Consider the following 13,895-nt stretch of genomic DNA (forward strand, 5'->3'; position numbering starts at 1 on the left):
CCCGGCGTGGTGTTGTCCCGGCCGCACCCGCGCGACGGGCGGGTGACCTCCGTGGATGTACCGGCGTCGTTGTTACCCGCTCATCATGTGCTCATCGCGGCGCCACCACACGGAGCCGCGACCGTGATGCGCATGATCACGCGCAGACAACCGCATCCGAACGCCGGGCGCCGGGTCCTCTCCGTCCTGCTGACCCTGACCGCCTCGGCCGCTGCCCTGGCGGTCCCGGGCCCGGCGTCCGCCACCCCGGCCGGCGCCCCGGCCCCGACCGGTTCGATCCGCTGGGGCACCTGCCCGGCGAGCGATCCGCTCCCCGCACCCGGCCCGCAGGTGCAGTGCGGCACGCTCCGGGTGCCGGTGGACTGGTCGCAACCGGACGGCCCCACGACCGACATCTTCGTCGCCCGGCACCGGGCCACCGACCCCGGGCGGCGGGTCGGTGTGCTGATGACGAACCCGGGCGGGCCGGGGGCTCCCGGCGCCGACTCCGCGATGTACGCGGACGACCCCTACTCCGGCTACTCCGCCTCCCTGCGGGAGCGCTTCGACATCGTGGGGTTCGACCCGCGCGGCATCGGTCGCAGCAACTCCGTCACCTGCGACGAGTCGATCCGTGAATCGATCCCGGCGCGGCCCCGCGACGCGGCCGGGTTCAACCGGCTGCGCACCCTCAACGGCCGGCTGGCCGACAGCTGTCTGGAGCGGTCCGGTCCGCTCGCCGCCCACATGGACGGCGAGACCGTCGCCCGCGACATGGACGCGATCCGCGCCGCGCTGGGTGAGCGCACCATCAGTTTCATCGGCCACTCCTACGGCACCTTCCTGGGCGAGCGCTACGCGCGGCTGTTCCCGGAGAACCTCCGCGCCCTGGCCCTGGACAGCGCGATGGATCCGGAACGGCCGGACGCCGAGCGCTACCTGACGGACGGCAGCGTCGCGGTGGAGGGCGCCCTGAGGAAGGTCGCGGCATGGTGTGCGCAGGACGCGTCCTGCGTGCTGAAGGGCGAGGACGTGCTGGCGCTGACCTCGCGGCTGTTCGACCGCGCCGAGGCGGGCACGCTCCACGAGCCGGGCCCCACCGGACCGACGCGGCGGAAGCTGACCGCCGACCAGCTGTCGGGGATACTCACCGCCGTGCTGCGCGGCTGGAGCCCCCAGGTCTCGACGGAGCAGCTGGCCGCCCTGCACACCGGGAAGGGCGAGGTCCATCTGTGGCCGGGGCGCTCGGACTCCGTCGTGCAGCTGGTGCTGTGCCGGGACAACGACTTCCGGATCCGCGACCACGCCGAGTACCGGGCCATCATGGGGCGGGTGGCGAAGGCCGCCCCGCACGTCCGGTACAACGCCCAGGCCCTGGACATGGTCCTCGGTTGCCAGGGCTGGAGCATGCCGCCCAAGCCCCGGCCCGCCCAGGCGTCCGGCGACCTGCCGCCCGCCCTCGTGGCCAACGCCCGGTACGACCAGGCGACGCCGCTGCCCGGTGCGCGGCGCATGGCTCGCGCCTTCCCCGGGGCGCGGCTGCACGTCTCGGAGACCGTCGGCCACTGGCTCTACACCCAGGACGATGTGAAGCAGGTCCTCGACAGCTTCCTGCTCAGCCCCGGGAGCTGATCCCCGGCCGCCCGTGCGGTACCCCCACCGCACGGGCGGTCCCCCGTGTCCGGCGCCGGGCGGCCAACGCCCGTAGGCCGCACAGCGGTTGCGGGCGTCCAGAACACCGGTGCGAGGCCCCGGGGGCGGTACGGAGGTCCGGAGCCGGGCAGAATCCCGGCGGCGCCCGGGGCACTCCGCCCGGGCTGAGGCCGGTTCTCCAGTCCGGCCCGCCACGATGCATTCACCTGGTGCCGTCCCGGTGTACGGCCGGGCGGGCGGGAGGCTCCGCACGTGCGCCCGCCGCCCGTCCCACCGGCGGCCGGCCGTCGACGAGTGGGGGTCCGCCATGCACAACGACCGTGGCATCACCGAAGACCGGCTCCGGCGGGTGCTCCAGGAGCGGATACGCCCGGCGGTCCGCCCGCGGTCCGTACCGCTGACCGTCGGGATGTGGCAGGCGCCGGGCGAACCGGTCCCGGTCGCCGAGGGGCTGGCCGCCCCCCGTACGCCGGTCCGCGCCGGGGACGCCTGGGGCCCGCCGTGGGGCACCTGCTGGTTCACGGTGACCGGCACCGTGCCGCACGGCTGGGCGGGCCGCACCGTGGAGGCGGTGCTGGACCTGGGGTTCACCGACGCCATGCCGGGCTTCCAGTGCGAGGGGCTGGTGTACCGGCCGGACGGCTCCCCGGTGAAGGGGCTCAACCCGCTCAACCGGTGGGTCCGCGTCGGTGCGCCGGTGGCCGGCGGGGAGGCGGTGGAGCTGCACATCGAGGCCGCCGCCAACCCGCTGATCCTCGACGACCACCGCCCGTTCCGCCCCACCGCGCTGGGCGACCCGCTGACCGCCGGCCCGGAGCCGCTGTACCGGCTGGGCCGGATGGAGCTGACCGTCTTCGACGAGACGGTGTGGGAGCTGGTGCAGGACCTGGAGGTGCTGGGCGGGCTGATGGCGGAGCTTCCGGTGGACACGCCGCGCCGCTGGGAGATCCTGCGGGCGGTGGAACGGGCGCTGGACGCGGTGGACCTCCAGGACGTGAACGCCACCGCCGGACGGGCCCGCGAACGCCTGGCGGACGTGCTGGCCGCGCCGGCGCACGCCTCGGCGCACCGGATCAGCGCGGTCGGGCACAGCCACATCGACTCCGCGTGGCTGTGGCCGCTGCGGGAGACGGTGCGGAAGGTGGCCCGGACGGCGGCGAACATGACCGCGCTGCTGGAGGAGGACCCGGACTTCGTGTTCGCCATGTCCCAGGCCCAGCAGTTCGCCTGGATCAAGGAGCACCGGCCGGAGGTGTACGCGCGGGTCAAGAAGGCGGTGGCCGACGGCCGGTTCGTCCCGGTGGGCGGGATGTGGGTGGAGTCGGACACCAACATGCCCGGGTCCGAGGCGCTGGCCCGGCAGTTCGTCCACGGCAAGCGGTTCTTCCTGGAGGAGTTCGGCATCGAGACCGAGGAGGTGTGGCTGCCGGACAGCTTCGGCTACTCCGCCGCCCTGCCGCAGCTGGTGCGGCTGGCCGGCGCCCGGTGGTTCCTGACCCAGAAGATCTCCTGGAGCCGGACCAACACCTTCCCGCACCACACCTTCTGGTGGGAGGGGCTGGACGGCACCCGGGTCTTCACCCACTTCCCGCCGATCGACACCTACAACGCGGAGCTGTCGGGCCGCGAACTGGCCCACGCGGTGCGCAACTTCCGGGACAAGGGCGGGGCGACCCGCTCGCTGGCCCCCACCGGGTGGGGTGACGGCGGGGGCGGCACCACCCGGGAGATGCTGGCGCGCGCCCGGCGGCTGGCGGACCTGGAGGGCTCGCCGCGGGTGGTCTTCGAAAAGCCGTCGGCGTTCTTCGAGAAGGCCCGGGAGGAGTACCCGGACGCGCCGGTGTGGGCCGGGGAGCTGTACCTGGAGCTGCACCGGGCGACGCTGACCAGCCAGGCGCGGACCAAGCAGGGCAACCGGCGCAGCGAGCACCTGCTGCGGGAGGCCGAGCTGTGGGCGGCGACGGCCGCGGTGCGGACCGGCTTCCGCTACCCGTACCAGGAACTGGACCGGGTGTGGAAGACGGTGCTGCTGCTGCAGTTCCACGACATCCTGCCCGGCTCCTCCATAGCCTGGGTGCACCGGGAGGCGGAGGAGCGGTACGCGGCGGTCGCCCGGGAGCTGGAACAGATCATCGGGGCCGCGCAGACGGCGCTGGCCGGGGACGCGTCGGCGGGCAGCTCGGTGGTGTTCAACGCGGCGCCGCACGAGCGCGACGGGGTGCCGGCCGGCGGGGCCGCGCCGGTGGCCTCCGGTACCGCCAGGCTCCCGGCGGTACCGGTCCTCACCTCGGCGGCGCCGGCCGCGGACGGCGGGTTCCGGCTGGACAACGGGGTACTGCGGGTGCATGTGGACGACCGGGGCCTGCCGGTGTCGGTGTACGACATCGCCGCCGGCCGGGAGGTCGTGGCGCCCGGCCGGGCCGCCGGGCTGCTCCAGCTCCACCCCGACCTGCCGAACCGGTGGGACGCCTGGGACGTGGACCACTTCTACCGCAACACGGTGTCCGATCTGACCGGGGTGGAGCGGCTGGAGCTGCTGGACGACACCTCGGTGCGGGTGGTGCGGGTCTTCGGGTCCTCCCGGGTGGAGCAGCGGATCACCCTGCCGCCGGGCGAGCGGCGGCTGGAGTTCGACACCGAGGTGGAGTGGCGGGAGACGGAGAAGTTCCTCAAGGCGGCCTTCCCGCTCGACGTGCACACCGACCGGGTGGCGGCCGAGACGCAGTTCGGCCACCTGTACCGGCCCACCCACACCAACACCAGCTGGGACGCGGCGAAGTTCGAGGCGTGCGCGCACCGCTTCGTCCACCTGGCCGAGCCGGGCTGGGGGGTGGCGCTGGTCAACGACTCCACGTACGGCTACGACGTGAGCCGCGCGGTGCGCCCCGGGCCCGGGGGCACGTCCGGCGGGACGACCACGGAGGTGCGGCTGTCGCTGCTGCGGGCGCCCCGCTTCCCCGACCCGGGCACCGACCAGGGCGTGCACCGGTTCCGGTACGCGCTGGTGCCCGGCGCGGGCACGGCGGACGCGGTCCGGGAGGGGTACCGGATCAATCTGCCCCCGCGGCGGGTGCCGGGGGACCGCGCCGTGGCGCCGCTGGTGTCGGTGTCCGGTGACGCGGTGGTGGTGAGCGCGGTCAAGCTGGCCGACGACGGTTCCGGGGACGTGGTGGTGCGGCTGTACGAGTCGCTGGGCGGCCGGACCCGCGCCCGGCTGACCGCCGGGTTCCCGGTCGCGTCGGTGGCGGTGTGCGACCTGCTGGAGCGTCCGGTGGAGACGGCCGGGCACACCGGGCGGGAGGTGCCGCTGGACCTGCGTCCCTTCGAGATCGTCACGCTGCGACTGGCCCGCGGCGGCGCCCGCACCTGACCGGCCGGGCACCGGGAACACGCCCTCCGCCGCCCGGGATCACGGCCCGCCCGCGCGCCCCGGCCCCCGGACGGCCGGGGCGCGGAGAGCCGGGCGCGCGGACGGCCGGGCGGCCCGACGGCCGGGCGCGCGGAGATCCCGGCACCCGGCACCCGGCACCCGGCACCCGGCACCGAATATGGTCCGGTGGATCATGCCGCCTTTGGCTCTGTCCACCGGACCATGGCCACCGGCAGGGTGAGGGGACCTGGCAACACGGAGGTCCCCTTGAGTATCGCGTTCCTGCTGACCACCCTGGTCGTGGTGGTCACCCCCGGCACCGGGGTGGTGTACACCCTGACCGCCGGCCTGTCCCACGGCCGCCGGGCGGGTGTGGTCGCCGCCCTCGGCTGCACCATCGGCATCCTTCCGCACCTGCTGGCCACGGTCACCGGCCTCGCGGCGCTGCTGCACGCCAGCACGGTCGCCTATCAGGCGGTGAAGTACCTCGGCGCCGGCTATCTGCTGTACATGGCGTGGGCGACGCTGCGCGAGACGGGCGCGCCGCCGGTCACGGAGCGGGACGCACCGGAGCCGGCGGCCCGGGTGATCGCCTCCGCGGTGGTGCTCAACCTGCTCAACCCCAAACTCACCATGTTCTTCGTCGCCTTCCTGCCACAGTTCGTCCCGGCCGGGGCCGGCGCCGGCGCGATGCTCCGGCTCGGCGCGGTATTCATGGCCATGTCGTTCGTGGTCTTCGCCGCGTACGGGATCGGCGCCGCGGCGGTGCGCGACCGGGTGGTGGGCCGGCCCGCGGTGATGACCGGCGTGCGCCGGGTGTTCGCCGCCTGCTTCGTGCTCCTGGGCGTACGGCTGGCGGTGGCGTGAGCATGCTGTTCCGGCACGCGGACACCATCTGGTCCGACCATCCCCTGCTCGCCGCCGGCGCCCTGTACGCCACCGGCGTCGGCGCCGGTGCCGACACCGCCGCGCGCGCCGACGGGTACCGCGACCGGGCCCTGGCCCGGCTGGCCGGTTCCCCCGAGAGCGGGTTCCCCGAGATCCTCGCCTGGCGGCGGGCGTTCGCCGGGATGGGGCTCAGGCCGACGCAGTACCGGTGCGCCTCGGAGTCGCTGCTGCGGCGGCTGCGCAAGGAGGGGTCGCTGCCCCGCATCCATCCCGTGGTGGACCTGTGCAACGCGATCTCCGCCGCGTACGCGGTCCCGGTCGCGGCGCTGGACGCCGACCGCATCACCGGCCCGCTGCTGGAGGTGCGTCCGGCCGCCGGCGACGAGCGGTACACCACCTTCGGCGGCGGCACCGAGCACCCGGCACCCGGCGAGGTGACCTATGCCGACTCCGCCGGGCGGGCGCACGCCCGCCGCTGGACCCACCGGCAGAGCGGCCACTCCGCGGTCGGCCCCGGCACCACCCGCATCCTGGTGGTCGCGGAGGCGCTGCACGACGGCGGCCGGGACCTCATCCCGGAGCTGCTGCGCTCGGTCGCCGAAGAACTCACCGCGCACTGGCCGGCGGCCACCACCGAGACGGCCGTCCTCACCCGCGCGGCACCGGAATTCGCCTTCGCCGACCAGGACCCGCCGGCGGCCACGCTCGCGGCCGCACGACCGGGGCCACTGCCGTGACGGTGCCGGGGTGGACGTCTCCGCGCCTGTCGTGGCGGGTGGTGGCGACTGCCGGGGCCGCTCCGGGCGGCTGACGCCCGTTGACGGCCCGCGACGCCATCGCGGTTCCGGTGACGGCCTTCACCGGAGGAGCCGGGCGACCGTCCGCCGCGTGAACGGGAGTGAGGAGTTGGCGTACGGGAGGTCCCGTCCGGGGTACTCAGGGGAGGAACGTCACTGCCGGGAAGGCCGGCGACGGCCCGTCGAGCAGGTGTTCCCGGCGGTGGCGCAGGTGCTGGTTGAAGAACGCGAGCGGGTACGCCTGCTGGATCCTCACCGCCTGGACGGGATCCAGGGTGCCGATCACGTCCTGGAGCTGCTGCCTGCTCCATCCGAGCAACTCCGCCACCTGCGGGAACAGCGCCTCGTTGTCGCCGTAGGAGAGGTGGGCGGCGCCCTGGGCCAGGATGTCCAGCCGCCGGCCCCGCAGGTGCGACCAGAATGCGGCGACCGCGGGATCGGTGGCCCGGGTGAACTCGGCGGACATCAGCATGAACGGCCGGTGCAGGTCGCCGGTGAGTGGCGGTCGCATCTGCATCGGGCCGTCGAGGCTCAGCCCGGCCCGGATGCGCTCGTCCGCGAGCATGGCGGCGGCGGTGGCCGTCCCGCCCTTCGACCAGCCGAACGCGCCCATGCGCCGGGGGTCGAGGGAGCCGAGCAGTCCCGCCGGCAGCTCCCGGTGGCCGGCGTCGGGATTGCGCCCGGCGGCGAGTTGCTCGACGCAGTCGAGGACGAAGCGCAGGTCGGCCGCGTAGTCCCCGGGCAGCGTCGGCGCCTGCTCGTCATCGGCCGGGACGGCGATCCGGCCGTCCGGGTACTCGGTGTAGGTGTCGTACTGGTGGGCCACCGTCACGACCGCGTAGCCGTGGCTGGCGAGTTCCTGGACCATGACGGTGTGGTCGCCCTGATGGCTGTGCGCGCCATGCGAGAACACGACCACGGGCAGCCGTCGTCCCGATCGCCGTACCGGAGCGCCCACGTGGCCGGCGGTGAGCGGCCCCAGGGCGGCCAGCTCACCCAGCCCGGCATCGGTGAGGAACGCCCGGAGTGCGCCGGCCGGCATCCAGGGTGCCACCGGGTACCGCCGGGTGTTCCGGGCGGGGTACCAGACGGTGGCCATCAGCTCGCGGAAGTGCCCGGGGCCCGCGATGCCGTCCGGACGGGACCGGTCGACCAGGTGCAGCTGGACCGTGCCCACCTGGTGCGGCCCGGTCGGCGCCGGCAGCGTGAGCCGTTCGGCGGCGGGCGTGCCCGAGTCCGCCCGCGCGGGGCCGGCGACGGCGGCGATCGGCAGAACGGTTCCGGCGCCCAGCGCGGCTCCGAGCACGCCGCGGCGCGTCATGCCCTTCCGGTTGGTGAACGGTGTGGTGGTCATGGACCCTCCCCCGTGCTGACGGTACGTCAACTGTGCCGCGACGGGCGGTCCGTGGGCACAAGGGCATGCTGCCACCTGATCCCGCCGCACCGTAACGGCCCACCGTGTGATGTCCCGCGAGGGCATTCCGTCCGGTGGAACTCCTCGCAGGCGGCGGCCCGGCCGTCGGCCCGCGCCGGGACCGGGTGGGCAATGCTTCCAGGTCACGTCCCGCCTGCCTCGCGACCCGGTCGTTGCCCGGTCCCGCCGGTCAGCCGTCGCGGGGCGCCGCGTGGGTGCGCAGGTCGAGGGTCCAGTTCTGGCCGACGAGATCGTGGCCGAAGCTGTGGTGGCGTTCCTCGTCGGCGAGGGTGAAGCCGAAGCTCTGGTAGATCGTGCGTGCCGCCACCAGCACGTCGTTGGTCCACAGCGTCACCCGCTCGTAGCCGGCCGCACGGGCGAAGGACAGGCACTCGGCGACCAGGCGGGTCCCGAGACCGGAGCCCCTGCCCTCCGGAGTGACGAGCAGCAGCCGCAGCTTGGCCGTCCCCGGCCGGTCACCGGCCACCAGGAAGACGCAACCCACCCGCCGGCCGCCGGACTCGGCGATCCAGGCCGCCTCCCGGTCCGGGTCGTGCCGGGCGCCGTAGCCGGCCACGATCGTGGCGACCAGGGCCTCGAAGTCGCGGTTCCAGCCGAACTGCCGGTGATAGCTCTCGCCATGGGCCATGACCACCCATCCCCAGTCGCCGGGACGGTCGGCTCGACGCACGACGACGTGTTCCTGATCTTGCTGTGGCATCGGCCGCCGCTCCCTCGCCCACCGACTGAAACGACTGTTTCAGTTAGGCCAGCCGCATGTCCCAGGAAGCGCCAACCCCCTCCGCCCGGCGGACCGAGCTGCTGGAGGCGGCGTACCGGTACGCCCTCACGCACGGCCTGAGCGACCTGTCACTGCGTCCGCTGGCCGAGGCCATCGGATCCAGCCCGCGCGTCCTGCTGTTCCTCTTCGGCAGCAAGGACGGTCTGCTGCGGGCGCTGCTGGCACGTGCCCGTGCCGAGGAAGTGGCGCTGGTGGACCGGGCCCGGCGGCCCGGACGCCCGGCCGGGCTGGTCCCGGCCGTCGAGGAGGTCTGGGCGTGGCTCGCCGCGAAGGAGCACCGGCCTCTTCTGCGGCTGTGGGCCGAGGCGTACGCGCGCTCCCTCGTCCAGCCCGAGGGGACCTGGGCCGGGTTCGCCCGTGCGACGGTGGAGGACTGGCTCGGCGTCCTGGCCGACTGCCAGCCACCGGCCGAACGTGACGGCGAGGACGGTGCCGCCCGCCGCACCCTGGCGCTGGCCGTACTGCGCGGCGCCTTGCTCGACCTCCTCGCCACGGACGACGAGAAGCGGGTCACCGCCGCCGTCGAGCGCCAGCTCGCCCTGCTGCGCGCCGGGACCGGGGGCGGGTGAGGGCAGCGCCCGCGCTCGGCGCCGGTCTCCTCCTCGCTCTCGCCCGGTACGGCAGCGGGCCTGGGCCGGCCGTGGGTTCGGGAGCAGCGGCCGACTGCTCTCCACCCGTCCGGCCGGCTCCGCGGAATGAGCGCGCGGCCGGTACTCGTTCCGGGCCGAACGCCCCGGTCCGCGAAGGTCGCCATCGCGCAAGAAACGGCTTGGCAGAGCTCCGCGTCGCCGCGTATAAAGGGTGGAACGCCTGGGCGACGGTCCGGGCGGGGAATGGCAGAAACGGCCCCGTAGCAGCTAGCGGGGCGGATTGCGCATCCGGTGGAAGAAAACGCAGCGCGGACCAGGCCGATTCGGTGAGGCCGACTGCGGAGCGGGCTCAGCGGCTCGCGAATCCTGAGCTCAGCGGCGACACGGATGGCCCGAGGGACTCATTTCCGAACGAGCTGCCCCTCGGTGAAGGTGGAATCCTTCTTCCCACCCCCGATTCCTCGAATCGGGGGTTCTTCTTTTCGGCCCGCCGTGGAGCGCCGGCTGCCCGTCGGTTCCGGCGTCACGGCGTTCCCGGCCGGGGCGGGCCCTGGACGGCGCTGCCTCAACGGCCCCTGCACGCCGATGGGTCCGCACCCGCCGTGCCCGGCACCGCCCGGCTGCGCACCCCGTACGGGACGGCTCCCGCCCCCACGCTCAGTCGACGCAGAACTCGTTGCCCTCGATGTCCAGCATCGGGATGCACGCGTCATGCCCGTCGTACAGCGTCCGCACGTGCACCGCCCCGAGGGCGACCAGGCGTGCGCATTCCGCCTCCAGCGCGGCGAGGCGCTCCTCTCCCACGAGCCCGGTGCCGACCCGCACATCGAGATGCACCCAGTTCTTCGCGGCCTTCCCTTCGGGGACGCGCCGGAAGTACAGCCGCGGGCCCACTCCTGAGGGGTCGATACAGGCGAACCAGGAATCCCGCCGCTCCGGTGGCCGCGAGCGCCGGTAGCCGTCCCAGGTGGCGAACCCCTCGGGTGGCGGCGGCACGACGTACCCCAATACCTCGCACCGGAAGCGAGCGAGACGTTCGGGTTCCGCACAGTCGAAGGTGACCTGGAACTTCCTGATCGCCGACACCGTGCACGGTACCGACGGCATTCGGGGTTCTCCACCGTTCTTTTCCGCGGAACGAAGGGAACAACGCGCCGGCCGGACGGCGGCACCGCCCTTCCTGCGCGCAGCGGAGGGCCGGGCCCCGCGGCTTCTCCGCGGCTTCTCCTCCGACGCATCGCGCGGCGCTCGGCGGCGGTGGCGCGTGGCAGCATGGGCCCGGTGGACGAGGGTGAGAAGGGGACGGGCGGCGCGGCGGAGGGCCCGGGTCGCGGCTCCGACTTCCTCCAGCTGGACATCGGGGACGCGCCGGCCGGCGGCAAGGCCGAGTGGCTGGCCCGGCGGCTGCGGCAGGCGATAGCGGACGGCCGGCTCGCGGTGGACAGCAGACTGCCGCCCACCCGGGTGCTCGCCGCCGAACTCCGCGTCTCCCGGGGGGTGGTGACCGAGGCGTACCGGCGGCTCGCCGAGGACGGCCATGTGCAGGGGCGCCGGCGCGGTGGCACGGTGGTGGTCGCGGCCCCCTCGCCGCTGCCCGCGCCACCCCCCGCCGGGGCGTCCCGGCCGCCGGTACCGGCCGCCGCCGGGGACGCGGTGACGCCCGCCGCGCTGTTCCCCGGCTCCCCCGGCGCGGAGATCTTCGAGGCGCTGCGCGACGTCCGCGCCCGGGTGGACTTCACCCCGGGCCGGCCGGACCTCGCGGCCTTCCCCCGCGCGTCCTGGCTGCGGGCCGAACGGGCCGTGCTGGCCGAGCTGTCGGCTGAGCACCTGGGCTACGGCGATCCCCGCGGCGCCCCGCAGCTGCGCCGGGCCGTCGCCGGCTGGCTGGCGCGCGGCCGGGGCATCCGGGTCGGGCCGGAGGAGGTGCTGATCGTGGCCGGCACCGCGCAGGCGCTCACCCTGCTCAACCCGGTCCTGCTGGCGGACGGCATCGACCGGGTCGCGGTGGAGGACCCCGGCTCGCTCGGCACCCGGCAGCACCTGCTCCACGGCGGCCTGGCCACCCCACCGGTGCCGGTGGACGAGGACGGGGTACGGGTGGGCGAACTGCGCCGCACCGGCGCCCGCGCGGCACTGCTCACGCCCGCCCACCAGTTCCCCACCGGCGTGGTGACCAGCGGCGGGCGCCGCCGGGAACTGCTGCGCTGGGCCGGGGACGGCGGCCTGATCGTGGAGGACGACTACGACGCGGAGCACCGCTACGACCGGCCGCCGGTGCCCGCGCTGCGCGCCCTGCTGGCCGACCGGGTGTGCTACGCGGGCAGTGTGTCGAAGCTGCTGGCGCCCGCGCTGCGGATCGGCTGGCTGGTGCCGCCGCCCCGGTACCGCGACGCGCTGGTGGAGGCCAAGCGCTTCACCGACCTGGGCAACGCGGTGCTGCCCCAGCTGGTGCTGGCCCGGCTGATGGACTCCGGTGAACTGGAGCGGCACCTGCGGCAGCTGCGGGCCCGCCACCGGCGGCGGCGGGACGCGATGATCGGCGCCATCGCCGAGCACCTGCCGGGCGCGGTGGTGCACGGCGCCGCGGCCGGCCTGCACCTGACGGTCACCTACCCGCCCGAGGTGCCCGACACCGCGCTGGCCGCCGCCGCGCTGGCCCGGGGGGTGAAGTGCCAGCCGCTGTCCTGGCACCGGCAGCTCCCCGGCCGGCCGGGGCTCGTCCTGGGGTACGCCGCCACCCCGGCCGGGGCGATCGCCGAGGGGGTGGCGGCACTGGGCGCGGCCCTGCGCGAACTGGCCTGATCCCGCCGGTCGGTGCCCGGACCCCGTCGGCGGGTACGCCCCGGGCCCGGCCGGTGCGCCGGGTCCCGGCCGGCGTCAGTACGCCAGGCCCTGGCCGGGGGTGAGGACGCCGGCCGGGTCGTACCGGCGCCGGGCCCGGGCCAGCCGGTCCCACACCGGCCCGAAGTGGGCGCGCCAGTCCTCCGGTGACATCCGCAGCGTGTTCACCGGGTAGGCCACGGCTCCGGCCGCCCGCGCCCGGTCGTAGATCTCCCGGTTGGCGGCGGTCATGGCGTCACGGGCCGCCGGGTCGTCTCCCGGCGCGGTTCGCAACAGCGCGAACAGGTACATCGTGTCGTCGTCGGGGAGGCGCAGCAGCGGGGTGCGGATCCGCGCCGTGGGCACCGGGTAGAGCAGGACCAGCCCGGAGTTCCCCAGCTCGTGCCGGGTGAGCCCGGCCAGGGTGGTGGAGACGACGCTGTGGGCCGCCGCGCCGGGTACGAAGAGGTTGAGCCAGGGGTGCGGGTGGAACCATTCGCCGGTCTCGCGCAGCAGCGCCTCCCCGGGGGTCATGCGGTCCAGGAAGTCGGCGTAGTCCAGCTCCTCGATCTCCTCGGCCCCGCGCCGGAACGCCAGGTCGCCCAGGAGGTCACGGTCGTCCGGCGGCCACGCGGCGCGGTCGCAGGGCTGGTGGGCGACGGCCTCCATCAGGTGGTGCCAGGTGCCGTCGGGCTGCGGGGTGGGCTGCCCCTCCAGGTAGCCGAACCGGCCCTCGTGGGCGAGCCGGTGCTGGTCGGCCAGGTACTCCGCCAGGCCGTCGTACGGCAGGACGTAGCGGCGGACCCGGGCGGGCGCGCGTTCCAGCCGCAGCGTGGCCCGGACGACGAGGGCGCACTGGCTCAGCCCGGCGCGGACCGCGTCGAACAGGTCGCGGTTGCGATCCGGTGAGCAGCGCACCTCCTCGCCGGCGCCGGTCACCACGTCCAGCGAGAGCACGCAGTCGGTCTGCACGCCGTGCCGGTGGCTCATGCCGCCGATACCGCCCACCGAGAGGGTGCCGCCCACACTGGTGCCGAGGTAGTCGGTGAGCACCGGCGGGGTCCGGCCGTGCGGCAGGGTGGCGGCCACCACGTCCCGCCACAGCGCGCCGCCCTCCACGGTCACCTCGGTGTCCGACATGCGCACCACCCGGCCCAGCGGCGTCATGTCGATGACGATCCCACCGGGCGCCTGCGCCTGGCCGTGCACCGAGTGGCCGCCGCCGCGCGCGGCGACGGGTATGCCCCGCCGCGCCGCGGCCGCCACCACCTCGCGGACGTCGCGCACCGACCGGGGGCTGAGCACGGCGAGCGGCGGGGCGTGGACGGTGTGCCCGAAGTCCTCGGCGGCCCACCGGGGGATCCGCTCGCCGGTGAGGAGTTCCCCGTCGAGGCCGGTCAGCTCCTCGGGGAAGCGGGACCAGGGGGATCCGGCTCCGGGGTGGTCGGTCATGGTGCCGTGGCCCTTTCCGAACGGGTGGGGAAGGAGGGGGAGTTCGCCGGGGTGTCCGGACGATCCCCTACGGTATGCCCGGCACCCCTCGCGCGTACCCGGAACGGGCCCGGAGCGGCGGGGTCCCGCC

Annotated in this window: 10 protein-coding genes; 6 read left to right on the forward strand and 4 right to left on the reverse strand. The window is 75.0% G+C overall.

Annotated elements, in window-relative coordinates:
* Positions 1-132 precede the first annotated feature (132 nt).
* The 4 genes from IHE55_RS01490 to IHE55_RS01505 all read left to right on the forward strand — a co-directional run bounded on the left by IHE55_RS01490 (position 133) and on the right by IHE55_RS01505 (position 6,627).
* A complete protein-coding gene (locus IHE55_RS01490; protein WP_232265409.1) occupies positions 133-1,611 on the forward strand; it encodes an alpha/beta hydrolase in 1,479 nt (492 codons plus the stop codon).
* A 328-nt stretch (positions 1,612-1,939) separates the two neighbouring features.
* Positions 1,940-5,002, forward strand: coding sequence for an alpha-mannosidase (locus IHE55_RS01495; RefSeq protein ID WP_197987353.1), 3,063 nt, complete (start codon positions 1,940-1,942; stop codon positions 5,000-5,002).
* Between the two features lie 267 nt (positions 5,003-5,269).
* Positions 5,270-5,869 carry a LysE family translocator gene (locus IHE55_RS01500; protein WP_197987354.1) on the forward strand — a complete coding sequence of 200 codons (600 nt, stop codon included), beginning with the start codon at positions 5,270-5,272 and terminating at the stop codon, positions 5,867-5,869.
* A gap of 2 nt (positions 5,870-5,871) precedes the next feature.
* On the forward strand, positions 5,872-6,627 hold the full coding sequence (locus IHE55_RS01505) for a B3/B4 domain-containing protein (protein ID WP_197991711.1): 756 nt from the start codon (positions 5,872-5,874) through the stop codon (positions 6,625-6,627).
* Between the two features lie 199 nt (positions 6,628-6,826).
* On the opposite strand, the gene IHE55_RS01510 is transcribed toward IHE55_RS01505, so the two are convergent.
* Together IHE55_RS01510 and IHE55_RS01515 are read right to left on the reverse strand one after the other, a co-directional pair.
* The gene (locus tag IHE55_RS01510; protein ID WP_197987355.1) at positions 6,827-8,041 is read right to left on the reverse strand and encodes an alpha/beta hydrolase family protein; all 1,215 of its coding nucleotides are present in this window, start codon (positions 8,039-8,041) and stop codon (positions 6,827-6,829) included.
* Between the two features lie 250 nt (positions 8,042-8,291).
* Positions 8,292-8,822 (reverse strand): GNAT family N-acetyltransferase, encoded by a 531-nt coding sequence (locus IHE55_RS01515; RefSeq protein WP_197987356.1) that lies wholly within the window; start codon positions 8,820-8,822, stop codon positions 8,292-8,294.
* A gap of 56 nt (positions 8,823-8,878) precedes the next feature.
* Between IHE55_RS01515 and IHE55_RS01520 the strand changes: the two genes are divergently transcribed.
* Entirely contained in the window at positions 8,879-9,472 is a 594-nt protein-coding gene (locus IHE55_RS01520) for a TetR/AcrR family transcriptional regulator (RefSeq protein ID WP_197987357.1), read from the forward strand.
* Positions 9,473-10,150: 678 nt separating this feature from the next.
* Here IHE55_RS01520 and IHE55_RS01525 read toward each other — a convergent pair.
* Positions 10,151-10,579 (reverse strand): VOC family protein, encoded by a 429-nt coding sequence (locus IHE55_RS01525; RefSeq protein ID WP_197991712.1) that lies wholly within the window; start codon positions 10,577-10,579, stop codon positions 10,151-10,153.
* Between the two features lie 186 nt (positions 10,580-10,765).
* Here IHE55_RS01525 and pdxR point away from each other — a divergent pair, with 186 nt between their 5' ends.
* Positions 10,766-12,295, forward strand: coding sequence for a MocR-like pyridoxine biosynthesis transcription factor PdxR (gene pdxR / locus IHE55_RS01530; RefSeq protein WP_197991713.1), 1,530 nt, complete (start codon positions 10,766-10,768; stop codon positions 12,293-12,295).
* A 75-nt stretch (positions 12,296-12,370) separates the two neighbouring features.
* On the opposite strand, the gene IHE55_RS01535 is transcribed toward pdxR, so the two are convergent.
* Positions 12,371-13,765 (reverse strand): FAD-binding protein, encoded by a 1,395-nt coding sequence (locus IHE55_RS01535; RefSeq protein WP_232265411.1) that lies wholly within the window; start codon positions 13,763-13,765, stop codon positions 12,371-12,373.
* Positions 13,766-13,895 lie beyond the last annotated feature (130 nt).

It is taken from the genome of Streptomyces pactum (genome assembly GCF_016031615.1).
GTDB classification, from domain to species: domain Bacteria; phylum Actinomycetota; class Actinomycetes; order Streptomycetales; family Streptomycetaceae; genus Streptomyces; species Streptomyces pactus.

Excerpts from the sequence above, each read along its gene's own strand:
- IHE55_RS01520 (WP_197987357.1), top strand. The coding sequence starts at position 8,879 with ATGTCCCAGGAAGCGCCAACCCCCTCCGCCCGGCGGACCGAGCTGCTG.
- IHE55_RS01505 (WP_197991711.1), top strand. The coding sequence starts at position 5,872 with ATGCTGTTCCGGCACGCGGACACCATCTGGTCCGACCATCCCCTGCTC.
- IHE55_RS01510 (WP_197987355.1), bottom strand. The coding sequence starts at position 8,041 with ATGACCACCACACCGTTCACCAACCGGAAGGGCATGACGCGCCGCGGC.
- pdxR (WP_197991713.1), top strand. The coding sequence starts at position 10,766 with ATGGGCCCGGTGGACGAGGGTGAGAAGGGGACGGGCGGCGCGGCGGAG.
- IHE55_RS01515 (WP_197987356.1), bottom strand. The coding sequence starts at position 8,822 with ATGCCACAGCAAGATCAGGAACACGTCGTCGTGCGTCGAGCCGACCGT.
- IHE55_RS01535 (WP_232265411.1), bottom strand. The coding sequence starts at position 13,765 with ATGACCGACCACCCCGGAGCCGGATCCCCCTGGTCCCGCTTCCCCGAG.
- IHE55_RS01490 (WP_232265409.1), top strand. The coding sequence starts at position 133 with ATGATCACGCGCAGACAACCGCATCCGAACGCCGGGCGCCGGGTCCTC.
- IHE55_RS01495 (WP_197987353.1), top strand. The coding sequence starts at position 1,940 with ATGCACAACGACCGTGGCATCACCGAAGACCGGCTCCGGCGGGTGCTC.